The following is a 14881-nucleotide window of genomic DNA, read 5'->3' as shown; positions in this document are numbered from 1 at the left end:
CCACCCGGCAGCTGGGGGCAAAGGCCCCTGGCGAAGGGTTGGCCCAGCGAGGGGCCTACAGCGAAATCACCCGCGGCAACAGCGTTCCGTCATGACAACCCCCTCAGCTACAATCCGCCGCAGTATAAGCCCCCGCCCGGGACAGACGCTGCCCCACACCTTTGAAGCCCCCATGAAGCAAGTCCGCCGCACACTTCCACGCCTCCTGCGCCTGCTGGCACTGACCGCGCTGCTGGGCACTGGCGCGGCCCAGGCCGACGACTACACAGAAATCACCCAGCTGATCAAAGCAGGCAAGCCCGCCGACGCGCTCGCCAAGGCCGATCAGCGCCTGGCCGCCAACCCACGCGACCCGCAGCTGCGCTTCCTGCGTGGCGTGGCACAGGCAGATTCGGGCAAGCCTGCCGATGCCATCACCACCTTCACCAAGCTGACGGAAGAATACCCAGAGCTGCCCGAGCCCTACAACAATCTGGCGGTGCTCTACGCCAACCAGAACCAGCTCGACAAGGCACGCACGGCGCTGGAGATGGCAATCCGCACCAACCCCAGCTACGCCACTGCCCACGAAAATCTGGGCGACATCTACGCCAAGCTGGCCAGCCAGGCCTACAACAAGGCGCTGCAGCTGGACGCCACCAACGCCAATTCCGTCAAGCCCAAGCTGGCACTGATCCGCGAGCTGTTCGCGCCAGAAGCCGCCGGCAAGCCAGGCCGCCCCGCCGCCGCAGCCCCGGCAACGGCCCCTGCCGTGGTGGCCACGCAGCGGCCAGCGCAACCCGCAGCAGTGGCCCCCGCCCCTGCACCGACCCCGGCAGCCACACCCGTACCCGCATCTGCGCCCAGTGCAGCTCCTGCTCCTGCGCCTGCTATCGCCCAAGCCCCCACCGCAGCACCCGCAGCCACCCCGGCAGCAGCAAGCGACGCCGCAGCCGTTCAGGCCGTGACCTCGGCCGTGCAGGCATGGGCGGCCGCCTGGTCGGCCAAAGACATGCAGGCCTATCTGGGCGCCTACGACAAATCGTTCGATCCACCCGGCCGCCAGACGCGCTCAGCGTGGGAAAAGGAGCGCGAGGCGCGCATCGTGGGCAAGTCCAAGATCAACGTGCAGCTGTCCGACGTTACCGTTGCGGTCAATGGCGACAAGGCCACCGCCCGTTTTCGGCAGGCCTATACCGCTGATGCGCTCAACGTCACGAGCCGCAAGACGCTGGACCTGGTGAACTACAACGGCCGCTGGACCATCGTCCGCGAATCCACAGGCGGTTGACTGTGAACCCCGACCCTGGGCCTGCGCAGCGTGCGCGGGCTGTGCCTGCTGCCGAGCCCCTCAAGGCCTGTACCTGAAACCGCGCATGTTTGTGGAGTTGTCCGCACCAAGCCGCCGGGCTGCGGCAGGCACCCTGTTCCTCGCCGCACTGCTGCAGGCAGCACCGGCGCACGCCCAGAGCGGAAAAGTACGCCGCGCCGCCACCCAGCCATCGACAGAGCCAGCCGACACCAAGGCGCCCAACCTGCGCGACGGACAGGCAGAAACACGCCTGCTGGCCGTGTACAAGCTCATCGCAGAAGGCCGCAGCCGCGAGGCACTGGCCCAGGCCGAAACCCTGGCGCGTGACTATCCCAACTTCCAGCTGGCGCAACTGGCCGTGGGCGACCTGCTGATGTCGCGCACGCGGCCCATCCGCCGCATGGGCGATGTGCCAGAGCCCGACACTGCACGCAGCCTGCAGGTAGCCACCACCCTGGAAGAGCTGCGCAACGAATCGCGCCAGCGCGTGGACGCCCAGCGCAGCCGCCCGCCCGCGCACAGCATTCCCGCCCAGTTCCTGGAACTCTCGCCCCGCTCGCGCCATGCCATTGCAGTGGACGCTTCGCGCTCGCGCCTGTACCTTTTCGAGAACACGCCCAAGGGCCTGCAGTTGGTGGCCGACTACTACGCCTCGGTCGGCAAGCTGGGTATCGAGAAAAGCCTGGAGGGCGACCAGCGCACACCGCTTGGTGTGTACTTCATCACCAGCCGCCTGGACCCCGCCACGCTCAAGGACTTCTACGGCGCAGGCGCGCTGCCCATCAACTACCCCAACCCCCTGGACCAGAGCCGGGGCAAGACCGGAAGCGGCATCTGGCTGCATGGCACGCCACCCGACCAGTTTGCCCGCGCGCCCCTGGCCACCGATGGCTGCCTGGTGCTGGCCAATCCCGACCTGGAACGCATTCTGCGCACGGTGGAGCCCCGTTCCACCCCCGTGGTCATTGCGCGCCAGCTGCAGTGGGTAGCGCCCCACGCCGTGCAGGCGGACCGCAAGTCTTTTGACGCGGTGCTCAATGCCTGGCGCAGCGCCAAGACCCAGGGCGACATGAACCGGTTGCTGGGCTTTTACGCGCCAGACTTCCAGAGTTACCGCAAAAAACCGCTCAACGAATGGACCCAGGTGCTCCAGGCGGAGACCCGCGCCCTGAAAGGCCGGGAACTCCACCTCAAGGACAAGTCTTACCTGCGCTGGACAGACTCCGCCGACACCATGGTGGTAACGTTCGGCGAAGTCGCCGAAGGCGCCCGCACGGGCCCCGTCAAACGCCAGTACTGGGCACGGCGGGGCCAACAATGGCAGATATTTTTCGAAGGAGTGATTGGATGATTTCCAGAAGAAATTCGACCCTGGCGCTTGCTGGTATTGCGCTGACAGCTATTTTTTCAGTAGCATCCGTACAGGCGCAAGACACCCCCAAGGTCAAGCTGTCTACCTCGATGGGCGACATCGTGGTGCAACTCGACCCGGCCAAGGCGCCCAAGACGGTGGAAAACTTCCTGGGCTACGTCAAGGACAAGACCTATGACGGCACCGTGTTCCACCGCGTGATCGATGGTTTCATGATCCAGGGCGGTGGCTACACCGCTGACCTCATTCCCAAGCCCACCAGGGCCCCGATTCCGCTTGAAGCCAACAACGGCCTCAAGAACGACACCTACACCATAGCGATGGCACGCACGGGCAACCCCAACTCGGCCACATCGCAGTTCTTCATCAACGTGAAGGACAACGCCATGCTCAACGCCCCGAGCCCCGACGGCCATGGCTATGCCGTGTTCGGCAAGGTGGTCGAAGGCACGGCCGTGGTGGACAAGATCAAGGCCGTGGCCACCGGCAACAAGGGCCCGCACCAGAACGTGCCCACCACTCCCGTCACCATCAACTCCGCCACCCTGGTGAAGTGAACCCGCCATTTTTTTGAAGGAAGCATTGCCATGAGCAACCCCCAGGTCGAACTGCACATCACCGGCTACGGTGTCATCACCCTCGAACTCGATGCCGCCAAGGCCCCCAAGTCGGTCGAGAACTTTCTGGCCTATGTGAACAAGGGCCATTACAACAACACCATCTTCCACCGCGTGATCCCTGGCTTCATGGTGCAAGGCGGCGGCTTTGAGCCCGGCATGACCCAGAAGGGCACTGACGCGCCCATCGAAAACGAAGCCAACAACGGCCTCAAGAACGCCAACTACACCGTGGCCATGGCCCGCACCAGCGACCCGCACTCGGCCACCGCACAGTTCTTCATCAACGTGGCCGACAACGGCTTCCTGAACCACACGGCCCCCTCGGCCCAGGGCTGGGGCTATGCCGTGTTCGGCAAGGTCGTGTCGGGCACTGACGTGGTGGACAAGATCAAGGCCGTGAAGACGGGCCGCAAGGGTTTCCATGACGACGTGCCGAAGGAAGACGTGATCATCGAGAAGGCCGTCGCTCTCTGATCTGACTTCCAAGTCCGTGACCACGACCGTGCCCCGGTTCGAGGAGCTTGCCGCTCCATCGCACTGGCGCACGGTCGATTTCATTTCGGACCTGCACCTGCAGGCCAGCGAGCCCGCCACAGTGGCCGCTTTCGAGCACTACCTGACCACCACCACGGCCGATGCCCTCTTCATCCTGGGCGACCTGTTCGAGGTGTGGGTGGGCGATGACGCCATGGGCGAATCTGGCAGTTTCGAGGCCGAAGGCTGCGCCGCCCTGCGGGCCGCCGGGCAGCGCCTGCCCGTGTACTTCATGCACGGCAACCGCGACTTTCTGGCGGGCCCAGGGTTCCTGGCGCAGTGTGGCATCACTGGCCTGGCAGACCCGACGGTGCTGGTGTTTGGCGGCCAGCGCTTCGTGCTCAGCCATGGCGACCTGCTGTGCCTGGACGATGTCGAGTACCAGCGCTTTCGCGTGCAGGCCCGCAGTGCCGAGTGGCAGCAACAGTTTCTGGCGCAGCCCCTGGCCACACGTCGCGCGCAGGCCCGTGGCATCCGCCAGGAGAGCGAGGCACGCAAACAATCAGGCGTCACCTATGCCGACGTAGACGGCCCGGCCGCCATCACCTGGCTGCAGGCGGCGCAGGCGCATACGCTCATTCACGGCCACACCCACCGCCCCGCCGACCATGTGCTGGCGCCCGGCCTGCAGCGCGTGGTGCTCAGCGACTGGGATGCCGCAGCACTACCGCCCCGCGCGGAAACACTGCGTTTGTCGCAAACGGGCTTGGAACGGCGGTCCCTGACCCCCAAGTACTCGCGATCCTGAACTGCGCGGGGTTTCACCACCCGCTGCCTGATCGCCATGCCCCCTCTTTTCCATCGGCTCTGGAGCCGCGTCCGCGCCACGGTGGCCCCCGTGCCCGACATCTCGGCCACGCTGTGGCTCCAGACCCTGCAGCGTTACCCGTTTCTGGCGGCGCTCTCGCTGCACGACCAGTCCAAGCTGCGCGCCTTGAGCGCCCTCTTTCTGCACCACAAGGAGTTCCACGGCGCCCACGGCTTGGTGGTGACCGACGCCATGGCCATCGACATTGCGGCGCAGGCCTGCCTGCCCCTGCTGCATTGGGGCGACTCGGCCAAGGCGCTCGACTGGTACGACGATTTTGTGGGCATCGTGCTGCACCCTGGCGAAGCCGTGGCACGCCGCCAGACGGTGGACGAGGCCGGCGTGGTGCATGAACACACCCAGGTGCTGCTGGGCGAGGCCATGGAGCGCGGCCCCATCATGCTCAGCTGGGAGCACGTGGCCAATGCCACCGAGAACACGGCACGCGGCCACAACGTGGTGGTGCACGAGTTCGTGCACAAGCTCGACATGAAGAGCGGCGAACCCAACGGCTGCCCGCCCTTGCCCGCAGGCTTCATGGGGACACGCACCGGACGCGCCGCCTACGAGGCCTGGTGGGCCGCCTGGGAGCCAGCGTACGAGCAGTTCCGCGAGCGTGTGATCCTGGCCGAGCGCTTTGGAGCAGAACGCCCCTGGCTGGACGCCTACGGGGCCACATCACAGTCCGAGTTTTTTGCGGTGGCCTGCGAGGCGTACTTTGTCAACCGCGAGCGTTTTGCACAGGAGTTTCCGGCGCTGATGCCGGTGCTGGATGCATTTTTCTGCCCGCCTGTGCGCTAACCCCACAGCCATCTCAAAATCCTCATGCCAATTGGGAGGGCCGGGTGTTTTAACGTATGCCCGCCTGCCGTAACCGACAGTTACTTGGCCGCTGTCATACACAGCCCATAAACTCGTCCCGTCATGTATCGTTGCCCCAACGTCACCGATAGGACTTAGAGCGGCTAACAAACTCAGCGAAGCGGTTCTGGCTAGCGTTGCGTCGCAGGCTGTACGAGCAGTACGACAAGACGCGGCAACCACGCCAGAAGAGTTTTGTTAGCCGCTCTTATGCAAACAGGGATGCAACAACCGCCTTGTCTTGAGGCGCGCTGTTTGCCTGGGCACTGCTTTGCGAAAGTCAAAACCGAAATTCGCGATAGGGAGCTTCATGCCCAACACCGCATCCAAGGATCGACTGCGACGCATTGGCCTGCTTGCTGCATTGGGAGTCCCCGTGGTCGCCGCGTCTGGGGACAGCTCTTCTGACACCCCTACCTCAGCGCTAGCGCCGCACTCGCGACGGCCCGCTTTGGAGTCAGCCTGGATGAGATGGCGGTGACCAACTTCCCCTCCCATGCGTTTTCATCGGGCTGATGGCCAGTCTGCGACTCTGACCCAACATTTTCATAGGATTTTTATGCAAAGCAAACCACGCACCCCACACCGAGCCCGCTGGAGGCTGCTGGCCTCGCTGGCAATCCCTGTGCTTGCATCCTGCGGCGGGGGTTCCAGCGATACACCAGCCCCGCCACCGCCGCCCGCCACAGCCCTGTCCTTGTTGGCAGGTAGCACCGACGGCCCGGGCAACCAGGATGGCACCGGGGCTTTCGCAAAAATCAGCGTCGAAACGGGCGGTATGGCGCTCACCCCCGCGGGCGATGTGCTGATGGCAGACACCGGCAACAACACCATTCGCAAACTCTCCCCCACCGGGCAGCTCACCACAGTCGCAGGCGGCGGCCCCACACGGAGTGGCGCGAGCAGCACCGAGACGCGCTACCTGGACGCCGCAGGCACAGCATCCCGTTTCAACGCGCCGCTGGCCGTGGCGGTGGATGCGGCGGGCAACGCCTACGTGGCCGACGCCGGGAACCACCTGGTGCGCAAGATCGATGCATCCGGCAACGTCACCACGCTGGCCGGCCAGGTGGGCGTGTGTGGCAATGCCGACGGCACCGGCACGGCGGCTACGCTGTGTAGCCCCACCAGCATTGCCGTGGACAAGGATGGCAATGTCTATGTCTCTGAATGGGCACCTTTGACGCAGACCCTGCCTGCCGAGCCCACGGGCAACCCCATCCGCAAAATCACACCAGCCGGCGTGGTCAGCACCGTGGTGTTCAAGGTCAGCCAGATTCCGACGCCAGGACAAGGGCGCAACAACCCCGCGCGCTTCTACCCGGTGCAATTGGCGACCGACTCCGCCGGGGCCTTGTACGCCGCCGATCCCAACGACCATGTGGTGCGCAAATTTGCGCCCGGTGGACAGGCCACGGTGCTCTCAGGCACCGTGGCCCAGGGCAACGCTGGCCATGTGGACGGTTCGGCATCAGCGGCCAAGTTTGGCGAACTGCAAGCCATTGCCATAGACCGCTCCAACCGGATATTTGTACTGGACAGGCACCTGGGCACGCCGCTGCGCGAGATCGCTGCCGATGGTTCCGTCACCACCGTGCGGCGCGCAGCGGACTGCGCCTTCGGCGCCGATGGCCTGCCGCCTGCCTTTTGCGCTGCCAAACGCCTCGCGGTGGATGCCCAAGGGCGCTTCCTCGTCACCGAAAGCAGCGCGTCCAGCAGTTTCCAAAGCTACGCACTGGTCCACCGCTACCCCCGCGATGGCGCTGCCGACTTGAAAGTGGGAACGGCACCCAGCCCTGGCTGGGCCGATGGCAGCGGGAGCACAGCCCGGTTTGACGGCCCGGGGGCGCTGGCCGTGGGCAAATCAGGCACCCTGTATGTGCGCGACCGCAACAATGCAGCCATTCGAACCATTCAGCCGGATGGCATGGTGGGCACCCTGGGCAGGGTTAAAAACCCGTGCTCGCAAATCACGGGGCCAATCAACGAAGTCGCCTTCTGCGGCCCCGAAGCACTCACCGTGGATGGTGCCGGAAACATCTACTCGTACTCTCTCAAGCGCATCCTGAAGGCCACGCCCGCAGGCAACGTCGCAGTTTTTGCCGACCTGTCCGCCCAGTTGAATGCCATCCCAGCATTTCTGGATCTTGGCATCACGGGCCTGGTCGCCGACGATGCGGGCACCTTGTACGCATCGTCGCTGCAAGGCGTGATCTTCAAGATCAGCCCGACCGGTGCCGTCAGCCTGTTTGCAGGCAACCCCAACGCACGGGGGCATGCAGACGGCCCTGCCGGTTCGGCGCTGTTCTCGGCGCTGGGCCATATGGCGCTGGACCCTGCGGGCAACCTGTATGTGGTCGATGGGCGCTACCACAACATCACGGGCGTGGGCCCCACCATCCGCAAGATCACCCCCGCAGGCAGCGTGAGCACCGTTGCAGGCCGCGCGGACATGCCCCCCGGGCTGGTGGATGGCCCCGTATCGTCGGCGCAACTGGCCGTGGACACAGGCGCGGCACTCTCCGACTCTCAGGCCCACCTGGCAGCCGACGCAAAGGGCAACGTCTATGTGACCGATCCGCGCCACCATGTGGTGCGCAAGATTGGCGTCGATGGCCAGGTCAGCACGCTGGTGGGCAAACCCTGGGGCCAGGGATTTGCGGCAGGAGACCTGCCCGGCCTCATCGACGAGCCCTGGGGCCTTGCCGTGCGCGACACCACACTCTTCATCTCCACGTCCAACGCCGTGGCGGCCGTCAAACTGCCCTGACCAAGGGGCTGCGGCCCCTGGCGCACCGAAGGGGCCAAGGTGCAAGGCCCTTTGGCGCCTTGCAGTCGGCATGGCGGGTGGGTGCTGCAAAAAAGCAGTTTCACGAATCAGTGTCGGCCCTGGCGCCCGTTGGTATTGCGTTGGCCGCTATAAAAAACAAAGCCCTTCAACACCTGATGGAATCCAGCAAGCTGCTGGATGCCTGACGGATTCAGGCCCGACAACGGTTCACGCCGACAGCGCCTGCTCGACCGCCAGTTTGGCTTCTTCCAGACTGCTGAAAAACCGTGTGGGCTGGGGCATGGCCTTGGGCAGATGGGGTGGCGCTGGCCACAGGCGCTCATCCATCCAGACCGCCGTCCAGCCGCCAATGTCCTTGCGCTTGATGGAGCAAAGTGCTTGCCCGTCCGCCATCGCTGTCCAGGTGGTCGGCGGGTTGTGGTCCCAGGTGACGTGTGTCATGGCGCCCTCTCGCGGTTGCTGGGCCATTGTAGGAAGCCTGCGCCGAATTGGGCAACGGCATTCACCCACCCCACCCCGGCGGCGGAATTGCGGAATCACGGAACGACAGCAGGCGCCCACATGGCGCCCGTGTTCGTCAGCCAGCGGCCATCGCGCGTCGTGCAGCTTGGGCCACGCTGGAAGCGTCTACGCCAAAAAAATGGCGCAGTGCAGCGCGCGTGTCGCTGCGTCCAAATCCGTCCGTGCCCAGGGTCACATACTTGCGGCCCTCGGGTACAAGCGCCCGCACCGTCTCGGGCACGGCGCGCACGTAGTCGGTGGCTGCAATCACGGGCCCGCGTGTTGGGGCCAGCTGCTGCGTCAGCCATGCGGATGCAGGCGCGGATTCGCCCGCCAGCCAACGCTGCTCGCACGCCACACCATCGCGCGCCAGCTCGCTCCAGCTGGTCACGCTGAGCACGGTCACATCCACGCCTTCTGCGGCCAGCAGTTCGGCGGCCTTGACCACCTCGGTCAGGATGGCGCCAGAGCCCATCAGGGTGACGGATTTGGATGAAATCGTGCTATCGCGCTTATCTATCAAGCGCGAGTAGCTCTTAAAAACATAGCAACCACGCAACACACCTTCTGCCGCACCGGCGGGCAGGTCGGGCTGGGCGTAGTTCTCGTTCATCAGTGTCACGTAGTAGAAAACGTCACGCTGCTCGGTCACCATCTCGCGCATGCCAGCATCGATGATCACGGCCATCTCGCCTGCGTAGGCTGGGTCGTAAGCCTTGCAGTTGGGGATGGTGGCGGCCACCAGGTGGCTCGATCCATCCTGGTGCTGCAGGCCCTCTCCGCCCAGCGTGGTACGGCCCGAGGTGGCGCCCAGCAAAAAGCCGCGCGCACGCTGGTCGGCCGCGGCCCAGATGGCATCGCCCACGCGCTGGAAGCCGAACATCGAGTAGTAGATGTAAAACGGCAGCATGGCCAGGCCGTGCACGCTGTAGCTGGTGGCCGCGGCCGTCCAACTGGCGATGGCGCCGGCTTCGCTGATGCCTTCTTCCAGAATCTGGCCGTCCAGCGCCTCGCGGTAGCTCAGCACCGAGCCGATGTCCTCGGGCGCGTAGCGTTGGCCCACGCTGCTGTAGATGCCGACCTGCTTGAAAAGATTGGCCATGCCAAAGGTGCGCGCCTCGTCGGCCACGATGGGTACGATGCGCGGGCCCAGCGTGGCGTCCTTGAGCAAGGTGCCCAGCATGCGCACGAAGGCCATGGTGGTGCTCATCTCCTTGCCATCGGCCTGTAGCGCGAACTGGGCGTAGCTTTCGATGGCAGGCACGGGCAGCGCGGCGCAGGTGGTCTCTCGGCGCGGCAGGTAGCCGCCCAGCGCGTCGCGGTGGCTGAGCAGGTAGCGCATCTCGGGGCTGTCCTCCGCAGGCTTGAAGAAGGCGAGGCTCGTGGCCTGTTCGTCGGACAGCGGCAGGTTGAAACGGTTGCGGAACTCGATCAGGTCGGTCTCGTCCAGCTTCTTCTGGCTGTGCGTGGTCATCTTGCCCTGGCCGGCCGTGCCCATGCCGTAGCCCTTTTTGGTGTGGGCCAGGATCACCGTGGGCTGGCCTTTGTGCGCGCTGGCAGCAGCGTAGGCAGCGTGGATCTTCACCAGGTCGTGCCCACCGCGCTTCAAGCGATCAATCTGCTCGTCCGTCATGCCCTGGGCCAGGGCCGCCAGCTCAGGGTTCTGGCCGAAGAAGTTGTCGCGGTTGAAGCGGCCGTCCTTGGCGGCGAAGGTCTGCATCTGGCCATCGACCGTGCCTTCAAGGGTGCGCACCAGCGCTCCGGTGAGGTCGCGGGCGAACAGGCCGTCCCAGTCGCTGCCCCACACGAGCTTGACCACGTTCCAGCCGGCGCCCGCAAACAGGCGCTCCAGCTCGTCGATGATGCGGCCGTTGCCGCGCACCGGGCCGTCCAGGCGCTGCAGGTTGCAGTTGACCACCCAGACCAGGTTGTCCAGGCCCTCGCGCGCGGCCAGGGTCAGGGCGCTCATGGATTCGGGCTCGTCCATCTCGCCGTCGCCAAACACGCCCCACACCTTGCGTTGGCCGCAGTCGAGCAGATTGCGGTGCGTGAGGTAGCGCATGAAGCGCGCGTGGTAGATGCTGCTGATGGGGCCGATGCCCATGGAGCCGGTGGGGAACTGCCAGAAGTCCGGCATCAGCCACGGATGCGGGTAACTCGAAAGGCCTTGTGCGCCCGCAGCCGGAGCGGTCAGCTCTTGGCGGTAGTGCATCAGATCTTTTTCGGACAAGCGCCCTTCGAGGAATGCGCGGGCATACACGCCCGGCGCGCTGTGGGGCTGGAAGAACACCAGGTCGCCCCGGTGCTGGCCTTCACCCACACCCTCACGTGCACGGAAGAAATGGTTGAAGCCGCTCTCGAACAAGTCGGCCGCGCTCGCATAACTGGCGATGTGGCCACCCAGTTCGCCATACGCCTGGTTCGCGCGCACCACCATGGCCAGCGCGTTCCAGCGCACGATGGAGGCCACGCGCTCCTCGATGGCCAAGTCGCCGGGGAACACGGGCTGGTCCTGTACCGCCACGGTGTTCACGTACGGCGTGTTCAGGTCGGGCTGCCAGCGAATCCGCTGTGCGCGCGCCACCCGCACCAGCTGCTGCAGCATGTGCCGCGCCCGCTCGGGACCTTCGGTGGCGACCAGGGCCAGAAAGGCGTCGCGCCATTCGGCGGTCTCCTGGGGGTCAGTGTCGGCCAGGGCATCCTGGGTATGGAGCAGATGGGAAGGCAAGGGGGCGTTCATAGGAGCACACTCTAGAAGGATTTGCAAAAAATGTGATGCCGAATCGCGAAAATTAGCCATCTATAGCAGCACAATATTCCACCAACAACCAATATTGCAGCATATGAAGCTTGACACCACCGATCTGCGCATACTGGCCGAACTGCAGGCCGATGGCTCGCTCTCCAACGTGGAGCTGGCCCGGCGTGTGCATCTCTCGCCGTCTCCCTGCCTGGCACGCGTGAAGGCACTGGAGACCGAGGGTGTCATCGCCCGTTATGTAGCGCTGGCCAACGCCGCCGCACTGGGGCTGGGACTGAACGTGTTCATCAGCATCAGCCTGAAAAGCCAGAGCAAGGAAGCGCTGGCCGACTTTGAACAACGGATTGCCGAGCACGATGAGGTGATGGAGTGCTACCTGATGAGCGGCGACTCCGACTACCTCATCCGCGTGGCACTACCCGACATTGCGGCGCTGGAGCGCTTCATCGTCGAACAGCTTTCCCCCATTCCAGGGCTGGAGAAGATCCGCTCCAGCTTCGCGCTCAAGCAGGTGCGTTACAAGACGGCGCTGCCGCTGCCGCAGTCTTCCCCGTAGTGGGCTCGGCCTTGAAATCCAGCGCCTGCACCAGGTCCAGTGCCTGGCCAATATCGGCCAGCAGGTCATCCAGGTCCTCCAGGCCAACCGACAGGCGCACCAGCCCTTCGGCAATGCCATGGGCGGCACGCTGCTCGGGCGTGTAGGTGGAATGAGTCATGCTGGCCGGGTGCTGGGCCAGCGTCTCGGCATCGCCCAGGCTCACGGCGCGGGTGACGAGCTGCAACGCGTCCATGAAGCGCACGCCCGCCTGCAGGCCACCACGCAGCTCAAAAGCGATCATCCCGCCCATCTGGCGCATCTGCTGCTTTGCCAGCGCGTGCTGGGCAAAGCTGGGCAGGCCGGGGTAGTGCACGGCCGCCGCAGCCGGGTGGGCGGCGATGAACTCGGCCACTTTCTGAGCGCTCTGGCAGTGGCGGTCCATGCGCAGCGCCAGCGTCTTGAGGCCACGCATCACAAGGTGCGCGTCCTGCGCCGACATCACCGCGCCGGTCATGTCTTTAAGACCATACAGGCGCACACGCTGGGCCAGTTCTGCATCGGCAAACACGGCCGCGCCTGCGGTCAGGTCACCATGGCCACCGAGGTACTTCGTCATGGAATGCACGCTCACATCGGCACCCAACAGCAGGGGCTGCTGCAGGTAAGGCGTGCAGTAGGTGTTGTCCACCACCACCTTGGCGCCCTGGGCGTGGGCCAGGGCCGAAACGGCGGCAATGTCCACCAGCCGCATGTTGGGGTTGGCCGGGGTTTCCAGGTAGACCACGCGGGTCTTCTGGCTCAGCGCGGCGGCCACGTGGGCCGGGTCGGTCATGTCCACATGGCGCACGCTCACGCCAAAGCGGCCCAGCCCGTGGTGCAAAAACGAGAAGGTGCAGCCATACAGCGTAAGGTCGGCCAGGATTTCATCGCCCGGCTCCAGCATGGACCACAGCGTGGCCGTGATGGCCCCCATGCCCGAGCCGAACACCACGGCGCCTGCGCCCTGCTCCAGGCTGGCCAGGCGCCCCTCCAGCAGCGCCAGCGTGGGGTTGGCGATGCGGGTGTAGAAGTAGCCGGGCTCCTCGCCTGCAAAGCAGCGCGCGCCATAGGCCACATCGGGGAAGGCAAAGGTGGCCGAGGTGTGGATGGGCGGCACCAGTGCGCCCTGGTGGTCGGCCGGGTTGTAGCCGTGGTGGATGGCGCGGGTGCTGAAGCCGGTGGCGGATGTGCGGGTCATGGTGGTCTCCTTGGAATAGAGAGATTCTTCAACCCATCAACGGGTAAGTTTTCGCCTTATTTGCCCTTCATACGATCAAAGAAGGCAAAATTTGCCTTAAATCGCCCAATCTGCAGGACACACTGCCATGCACCCTCATCCGCTCGACCCCGTGGACCGCACGATCCTCAACGCCCTGCAACGCGATGGTCGCGCCACCGTGGGCGATCTGGCCGAAGCGGTTTCGCTGTCCACCTCCCCGTGCTGGAGGCGCGTGCGCGCGCTGGAGGATGCGGGCGTGATTGCGGGCTACCACGCCCATCTGCACCGCCAGCGTGTGGGCTGGGGCGTGCTGGGCTTTGTGCAGCTGGCGCTGCACGACCACACGGCTGACACCACATCGGCCCTGGAGCGCGAGGTCATGGCGATGCCCCAGGTGTTGTCGTGCCACAACCTTTCGGGCCGCTACGACTACCAGCTGGAGGTGGTGGCGGCCGACCTCGCATCGTTTGCCGACTATGTGCGCACCCATGTGCGCAGCCTGCCCGGCGTGCGTGAGATTTCCACGAGCTTCTCGCTCAAGGAGGTCAAGCGCACCATGGCACTGCCGCTGTAGCCGCCGCGCAGCAACCACTCACATCCTTCACCGTTGCGGGAGCTGCAACTCGCTGGTTGCCACGCGCTTGCGCAGATCACGGAGCAGCGCTTTCGCGCGCGCCTGGTTCGCAGGCCCCATCCGCACCAGAATTTTTTGCCCGCTGGTGAGCGATTCGAGTGCCGGGTCCACAAACTCATAGCGCACCCACGGGCGCAGGTTGGGCACATCGGTGTTGACGGGCGTGAGCTTCACGCGCAGCGGGCTTTTGGGTTCGGGCGCCAGCAGCAAGTGGTCCAGTACGGCCACCAGGCGGTCGTTGAAGTAGCGCTTGGGGTAGCCCAGCTCTTCATACGCCTGCTGGAACAGCGGGTACAGCCGCGCATACAAGGCCACGGCAGGCTCCAGGGGCACGGCTTCTGCAAAAGTCAAAAAGGCGCTGTAGCGGGCCGCATTGGTGGTGGCAATCGTGGTGGGGGCATCGCCCTCGCCGTCTACCACAAAGCGCTGCGGCATGGGCTGTACCGGCCACATGCGCGACGGGGCCTGGGCGCGGCCCAGGTTGTCTACCGTGGCCACCACGCTGCGGACAAAACCTTCGGTCAACAAGAACGACGCGACCTTGTCGCTGCCCAGCAATTCGGCCAGCAACTCCGCCACTCGCTTGTCGGATTCAGCCAATGCGGGCAAGGCGGTGTCTGCCGGGGCCAGCGCATCCACAGGGTTCTGGGGACCCGATGCCTCGGGCATGGGCGGTGGGGCCACGGGCGCTTCGGGTGCGCTGGCCACGGGGGGCGGCGCACCCGGGGCCTCCACCGGGCGCAGCCAGAACCACCAGGCGGCTCCAGCGCCGACCGCACAGGCCAGCACGGCGGCAATGATCCACGGTGTGGAGGATGCGCGCGGTGGCACGGGGCGGAACTCGGCGGTTTCGTTTTCAGGCATCGGATCTCCTTCAAGACGGGAACAACCCTTGTCCGAGTGGCTGCGGCG

13 protein-coding genes are annotated in these 14881 nt (G+C 65.2%); 9 read left to right on the top strand and 4 right to left on the bottom strand.

Translation table 11 applies throughout. The features are described 5' to 3' along the window. The first annotated feature begins 172 nt into the window (after window positions 1–172). From ACSQ22_RS18385 to ACSQ22_RS18355, 7 genes are all read left to right on the top strand, one after another. Complete coding sequence (locus ACSQ22_RS18385) at window positions 173–1270, top strand: L,D-transpeptidase Cds6 family protein (protein ID WP_436131150.1); 1098 nt, start codon at window positions 173–175, stop codon at window positions 1268–1270. A gap of 85 nt (window positions 1271–1355) precedes the next feature. Then, the gene (locus tag ACSQ22_RS18380) at window positions 1356–2642 is read left to right on the top strand and encodes a L,D-transpeptidase family protein (protein WP_121419540.1); all 1287 of its coding nucleotides are present in this window, start codon (window positions 1356–1358) and stop codon (window positions 2640–2642) included. After that, window positions 2639–3220, top strand: coding sequence for a peptidylprolyl isomerase (locus tag ACSQ22_RS18375; protein ID WP_436131149.1), 582 nt, complete (start codon window positions 2639–2641; stop codon window positions 3218–3220). Before ACSQ22_RS18380 ends, ACSQ22_RS18375 begins: the two co-directional genes overlap by 4 nt. A gap of 30 nt (window positions 3221–3250) precedes the next feature. Next, the gene (locus tag ACSQ22_RS18370) at window positions 3251–3757 is read left to right on the top strand and encodes a peptidylprolyl isomerase (protein WP_121419538.1); all 507 of its coding nucleotides are present in this window, start codon (window positions 3251–3253) and stop codon (window positions 3755–3757) included. 16 nt (window positions 3758–3773) lie between these two features. Next, complete coding sequence (locus ACSQ22_RS18365) at window positions 3774–4565, top strand: UDP-2,3-diacylglucosamine diphosphatase (RefSeq protein WP_436131148.1); 792 nt, start codon at window positions 3774–3776, stop codon at window positions 4563–4565. A 36-nt stretch (window positions 4566–4601) separates the two neighbouring features. After that, window positions 4602–5426, top strand: coding sequence for a zinc-dependent peptidase (locus ACSQ22_RS18360; RefSeq protein WP_436131147.1), 825 nt, complete (start codon window positions 4602–4604; stop codon window positions 5424–5426). Between the two features lie 838 nt (window positions 5427–6264). Beyond that, on the top strand, window positions 6265–8256 hold the full coding sequence (locus ACSQ22_RS18355) for a hypothetical protein (protein WP_436131146.1): 1992 nt from the start codon (window positions 6265–6267) through the stop codon (window positions 8254–8256). Between the two features lie 228 nt (window positions 8257–8484). Here ACSQ22_RS18355 and ACSQ22_RS18350 read toward each other — a convergent pair whose 3' ends face one another. Both ACSQ22_RS18350 and mdeB read right to left on the bottom strand, forming a co-directional pair. Beyond that, the gene (locus ACSQ22_RS18350; RefSeq protein WP_121419532.1) at window positions 8485–8718 is read right to left on the bottom strand and encodes a hypothetical protein; all 234 of its coding nucleotides are present in this window, start codon (window positions 8716–8718) and stop codon (window positions 8485–8487) included. A gap of 136 nt (window positions 8719–8854) precedes the next feature. Next, complete coding sequence (gene mdeB, locus ACSQ22_RS18345) at window positions 8855–11518, bottom strand: alpha-ketoglutarate dehydrogenase (RefSeq protein ID WP_436131145.1); 2664 nt, start codon at window positions 11516–11518, stop codon at window positions 8855–8857. Between the two features lie 103 nt (window positions 11519–11621). Between mdeB and ACSQ22_RS18340 the strand changes: the two genes are divergently transcribed. Further along, entirely contained in the window at window positions 11622–12095 is a 474-nt protein-coding gene (locus ACSQ22_RS18340) for an Lrp/AsnC family transcriptional regulator (RefSeq protein WP_055393562.1), read from the top strand. Here ACSQ22_RS18340 and ACSQ22_RS18335 read toward each other — a convergent pair. Beyond that, entirely contained in the window at window positions 12043–13314 is a 1272-nt protein-coding gene (locus ACSQ22_RS18335; RefSeq protein ID WP_176885405.1) for a methionine gamma-lyase, read from the bottom strand. The two genes, ACSQ22_RS18340 and ACSQ22_RS18335, sit on opposite strands and share 53 nt — an antisense overlap. Window positions 13315–13441: 127 nt before the next feature. Here ACSQ22_RS18335 and ACSQ22_RS18330 point away from each other — a divergent pair, with 127 nt between their 5' ends. After that, window positions 13442–13909: an Lrp/AsnC family transcriptional regulator gene (locus tag ACSQ22_RS18330; RefSeq protein WP_008903283.1), complete on the top strand. Its 468-nt coding sequence runs from the start codon at window positions 13442–13444 to the stop codon at window positions 13907–13909. A 27-nt stretch (window positions 13910–13936) separates the two neighbouring features. Here ACSQ22_RS18330 and ACSQ22_RS18325 read toward each other — a convergent pair whose 3' ends face one another. Next, window positions 13937–14833, bottom strand: coding sequence for a DUF3014 domain-containing protein (locus tag ACSQ22_RS18325; RefSeq protein ID WP_228894422.1), 897 nt, complete (start codon window positions 14831–14833; stop codon window positions 13937–13939). Between the last annotated feature and the right edge of the window lie 48 nt (window positions 14834–14881).

The organism is Acidovorax sp. LjRoot38 (assembly GCF_964252975.1).
GTDB classification, from domain to species: domain Bacteria; phylum Pseudomonadota; class Gammaproteobacteria; order Burkholderiales; family Burkholderiaceae_C; genus Acidovorax; species Acidovorax facilis.
The sequence above is the reverse complement of the archived record's forward strand: the minus strand, read 5'-3'. Positions and strand labels throughout refer to the sequence as shown.

Coding starts and splice junctions, on each gene's coding strand:
- ACSQ22_RS18380 (WP_121419540.1), top strand. CDS start 1,356: ATGTTTGTGGAGTTGTCCGCACCAAGCCGCCGGGCTGCGGCAGGCACC.
- ACSQ22_RS18340 (WP_055393562.1), top strand. CDS start 11,622: ATGAAGCTTGACACCACCGATCTGCGCATACTGGCCGAACTGCAGGCC.
- ACSQ22_RS18330 (WP_008903283.1), top strand. CDS start 13,442: ATGCACCCTCATCCGCTCGACCCCGTGGACCGCACGATCCTCAACGCC.
- ACSQ22_RS18370 (WP_121419538.1), top strand. CDS start 3,251: ATGAGCAACCCCCAGGTCGAACTGCACATCACCGGCTACGGTGTCATC.
- ACSQ22_RS18350 (WP_121419532.1), bottom strand. CDS start 8,718: ATGACACACGTCACCTGGGACCACAACCCGCCGACCACCTGGACAGCG.
- ACSQ22_RS18385 (WP_436131150.1), top strand. CDS start 173: ATGAAGCAAGTCCGCCGCACACTTCCACGCCTCCTGCGCCTGCTGGCA.
- ACSQ22_RS18325 (WP_228894422.1), bottom strand. CDS start 14,833: ATGCCTGAAAACGAAACCGCCGAGTTCCGCCCCGTGCCACCGCGCGCA.
- ACSQ22_RS18335 (WP_176885405.1), bottom strand. CDS start 13,314: ATGACCCGCACATCCGCCACCGGCTTCAGCACCCGCGCCATCCACCAC.
- mdeB (WP_436131145.1), bottom strand. CDS start 11,518: ATGAACGCCCCCTTGCCTTCCCATCTGCTCCATACCCAGGATGCCCTG.
- ACSQ22_RS18360 (WP_436131147.1), top strand. CDS start 4,602: ATGCCCCCTCTTTTCCATCGGCTCTGGAGCCGCGTCCGCGCCACGGTG.
- ACSQ22_RS18355 (WP_436131146.1), top strand. CDS start 6,265: ATGGCGCTCACCCCCGCGGGCGATGTGCTGATGGCAGACACCGGCAAC.
- ACSQ22_RS18375 (WP_436131149.1), top strand. CDS start 2,639: ATGATTTCCAGAAGAAATTCGACCCTGGCGCTTGCTGGTATTGCGCTG.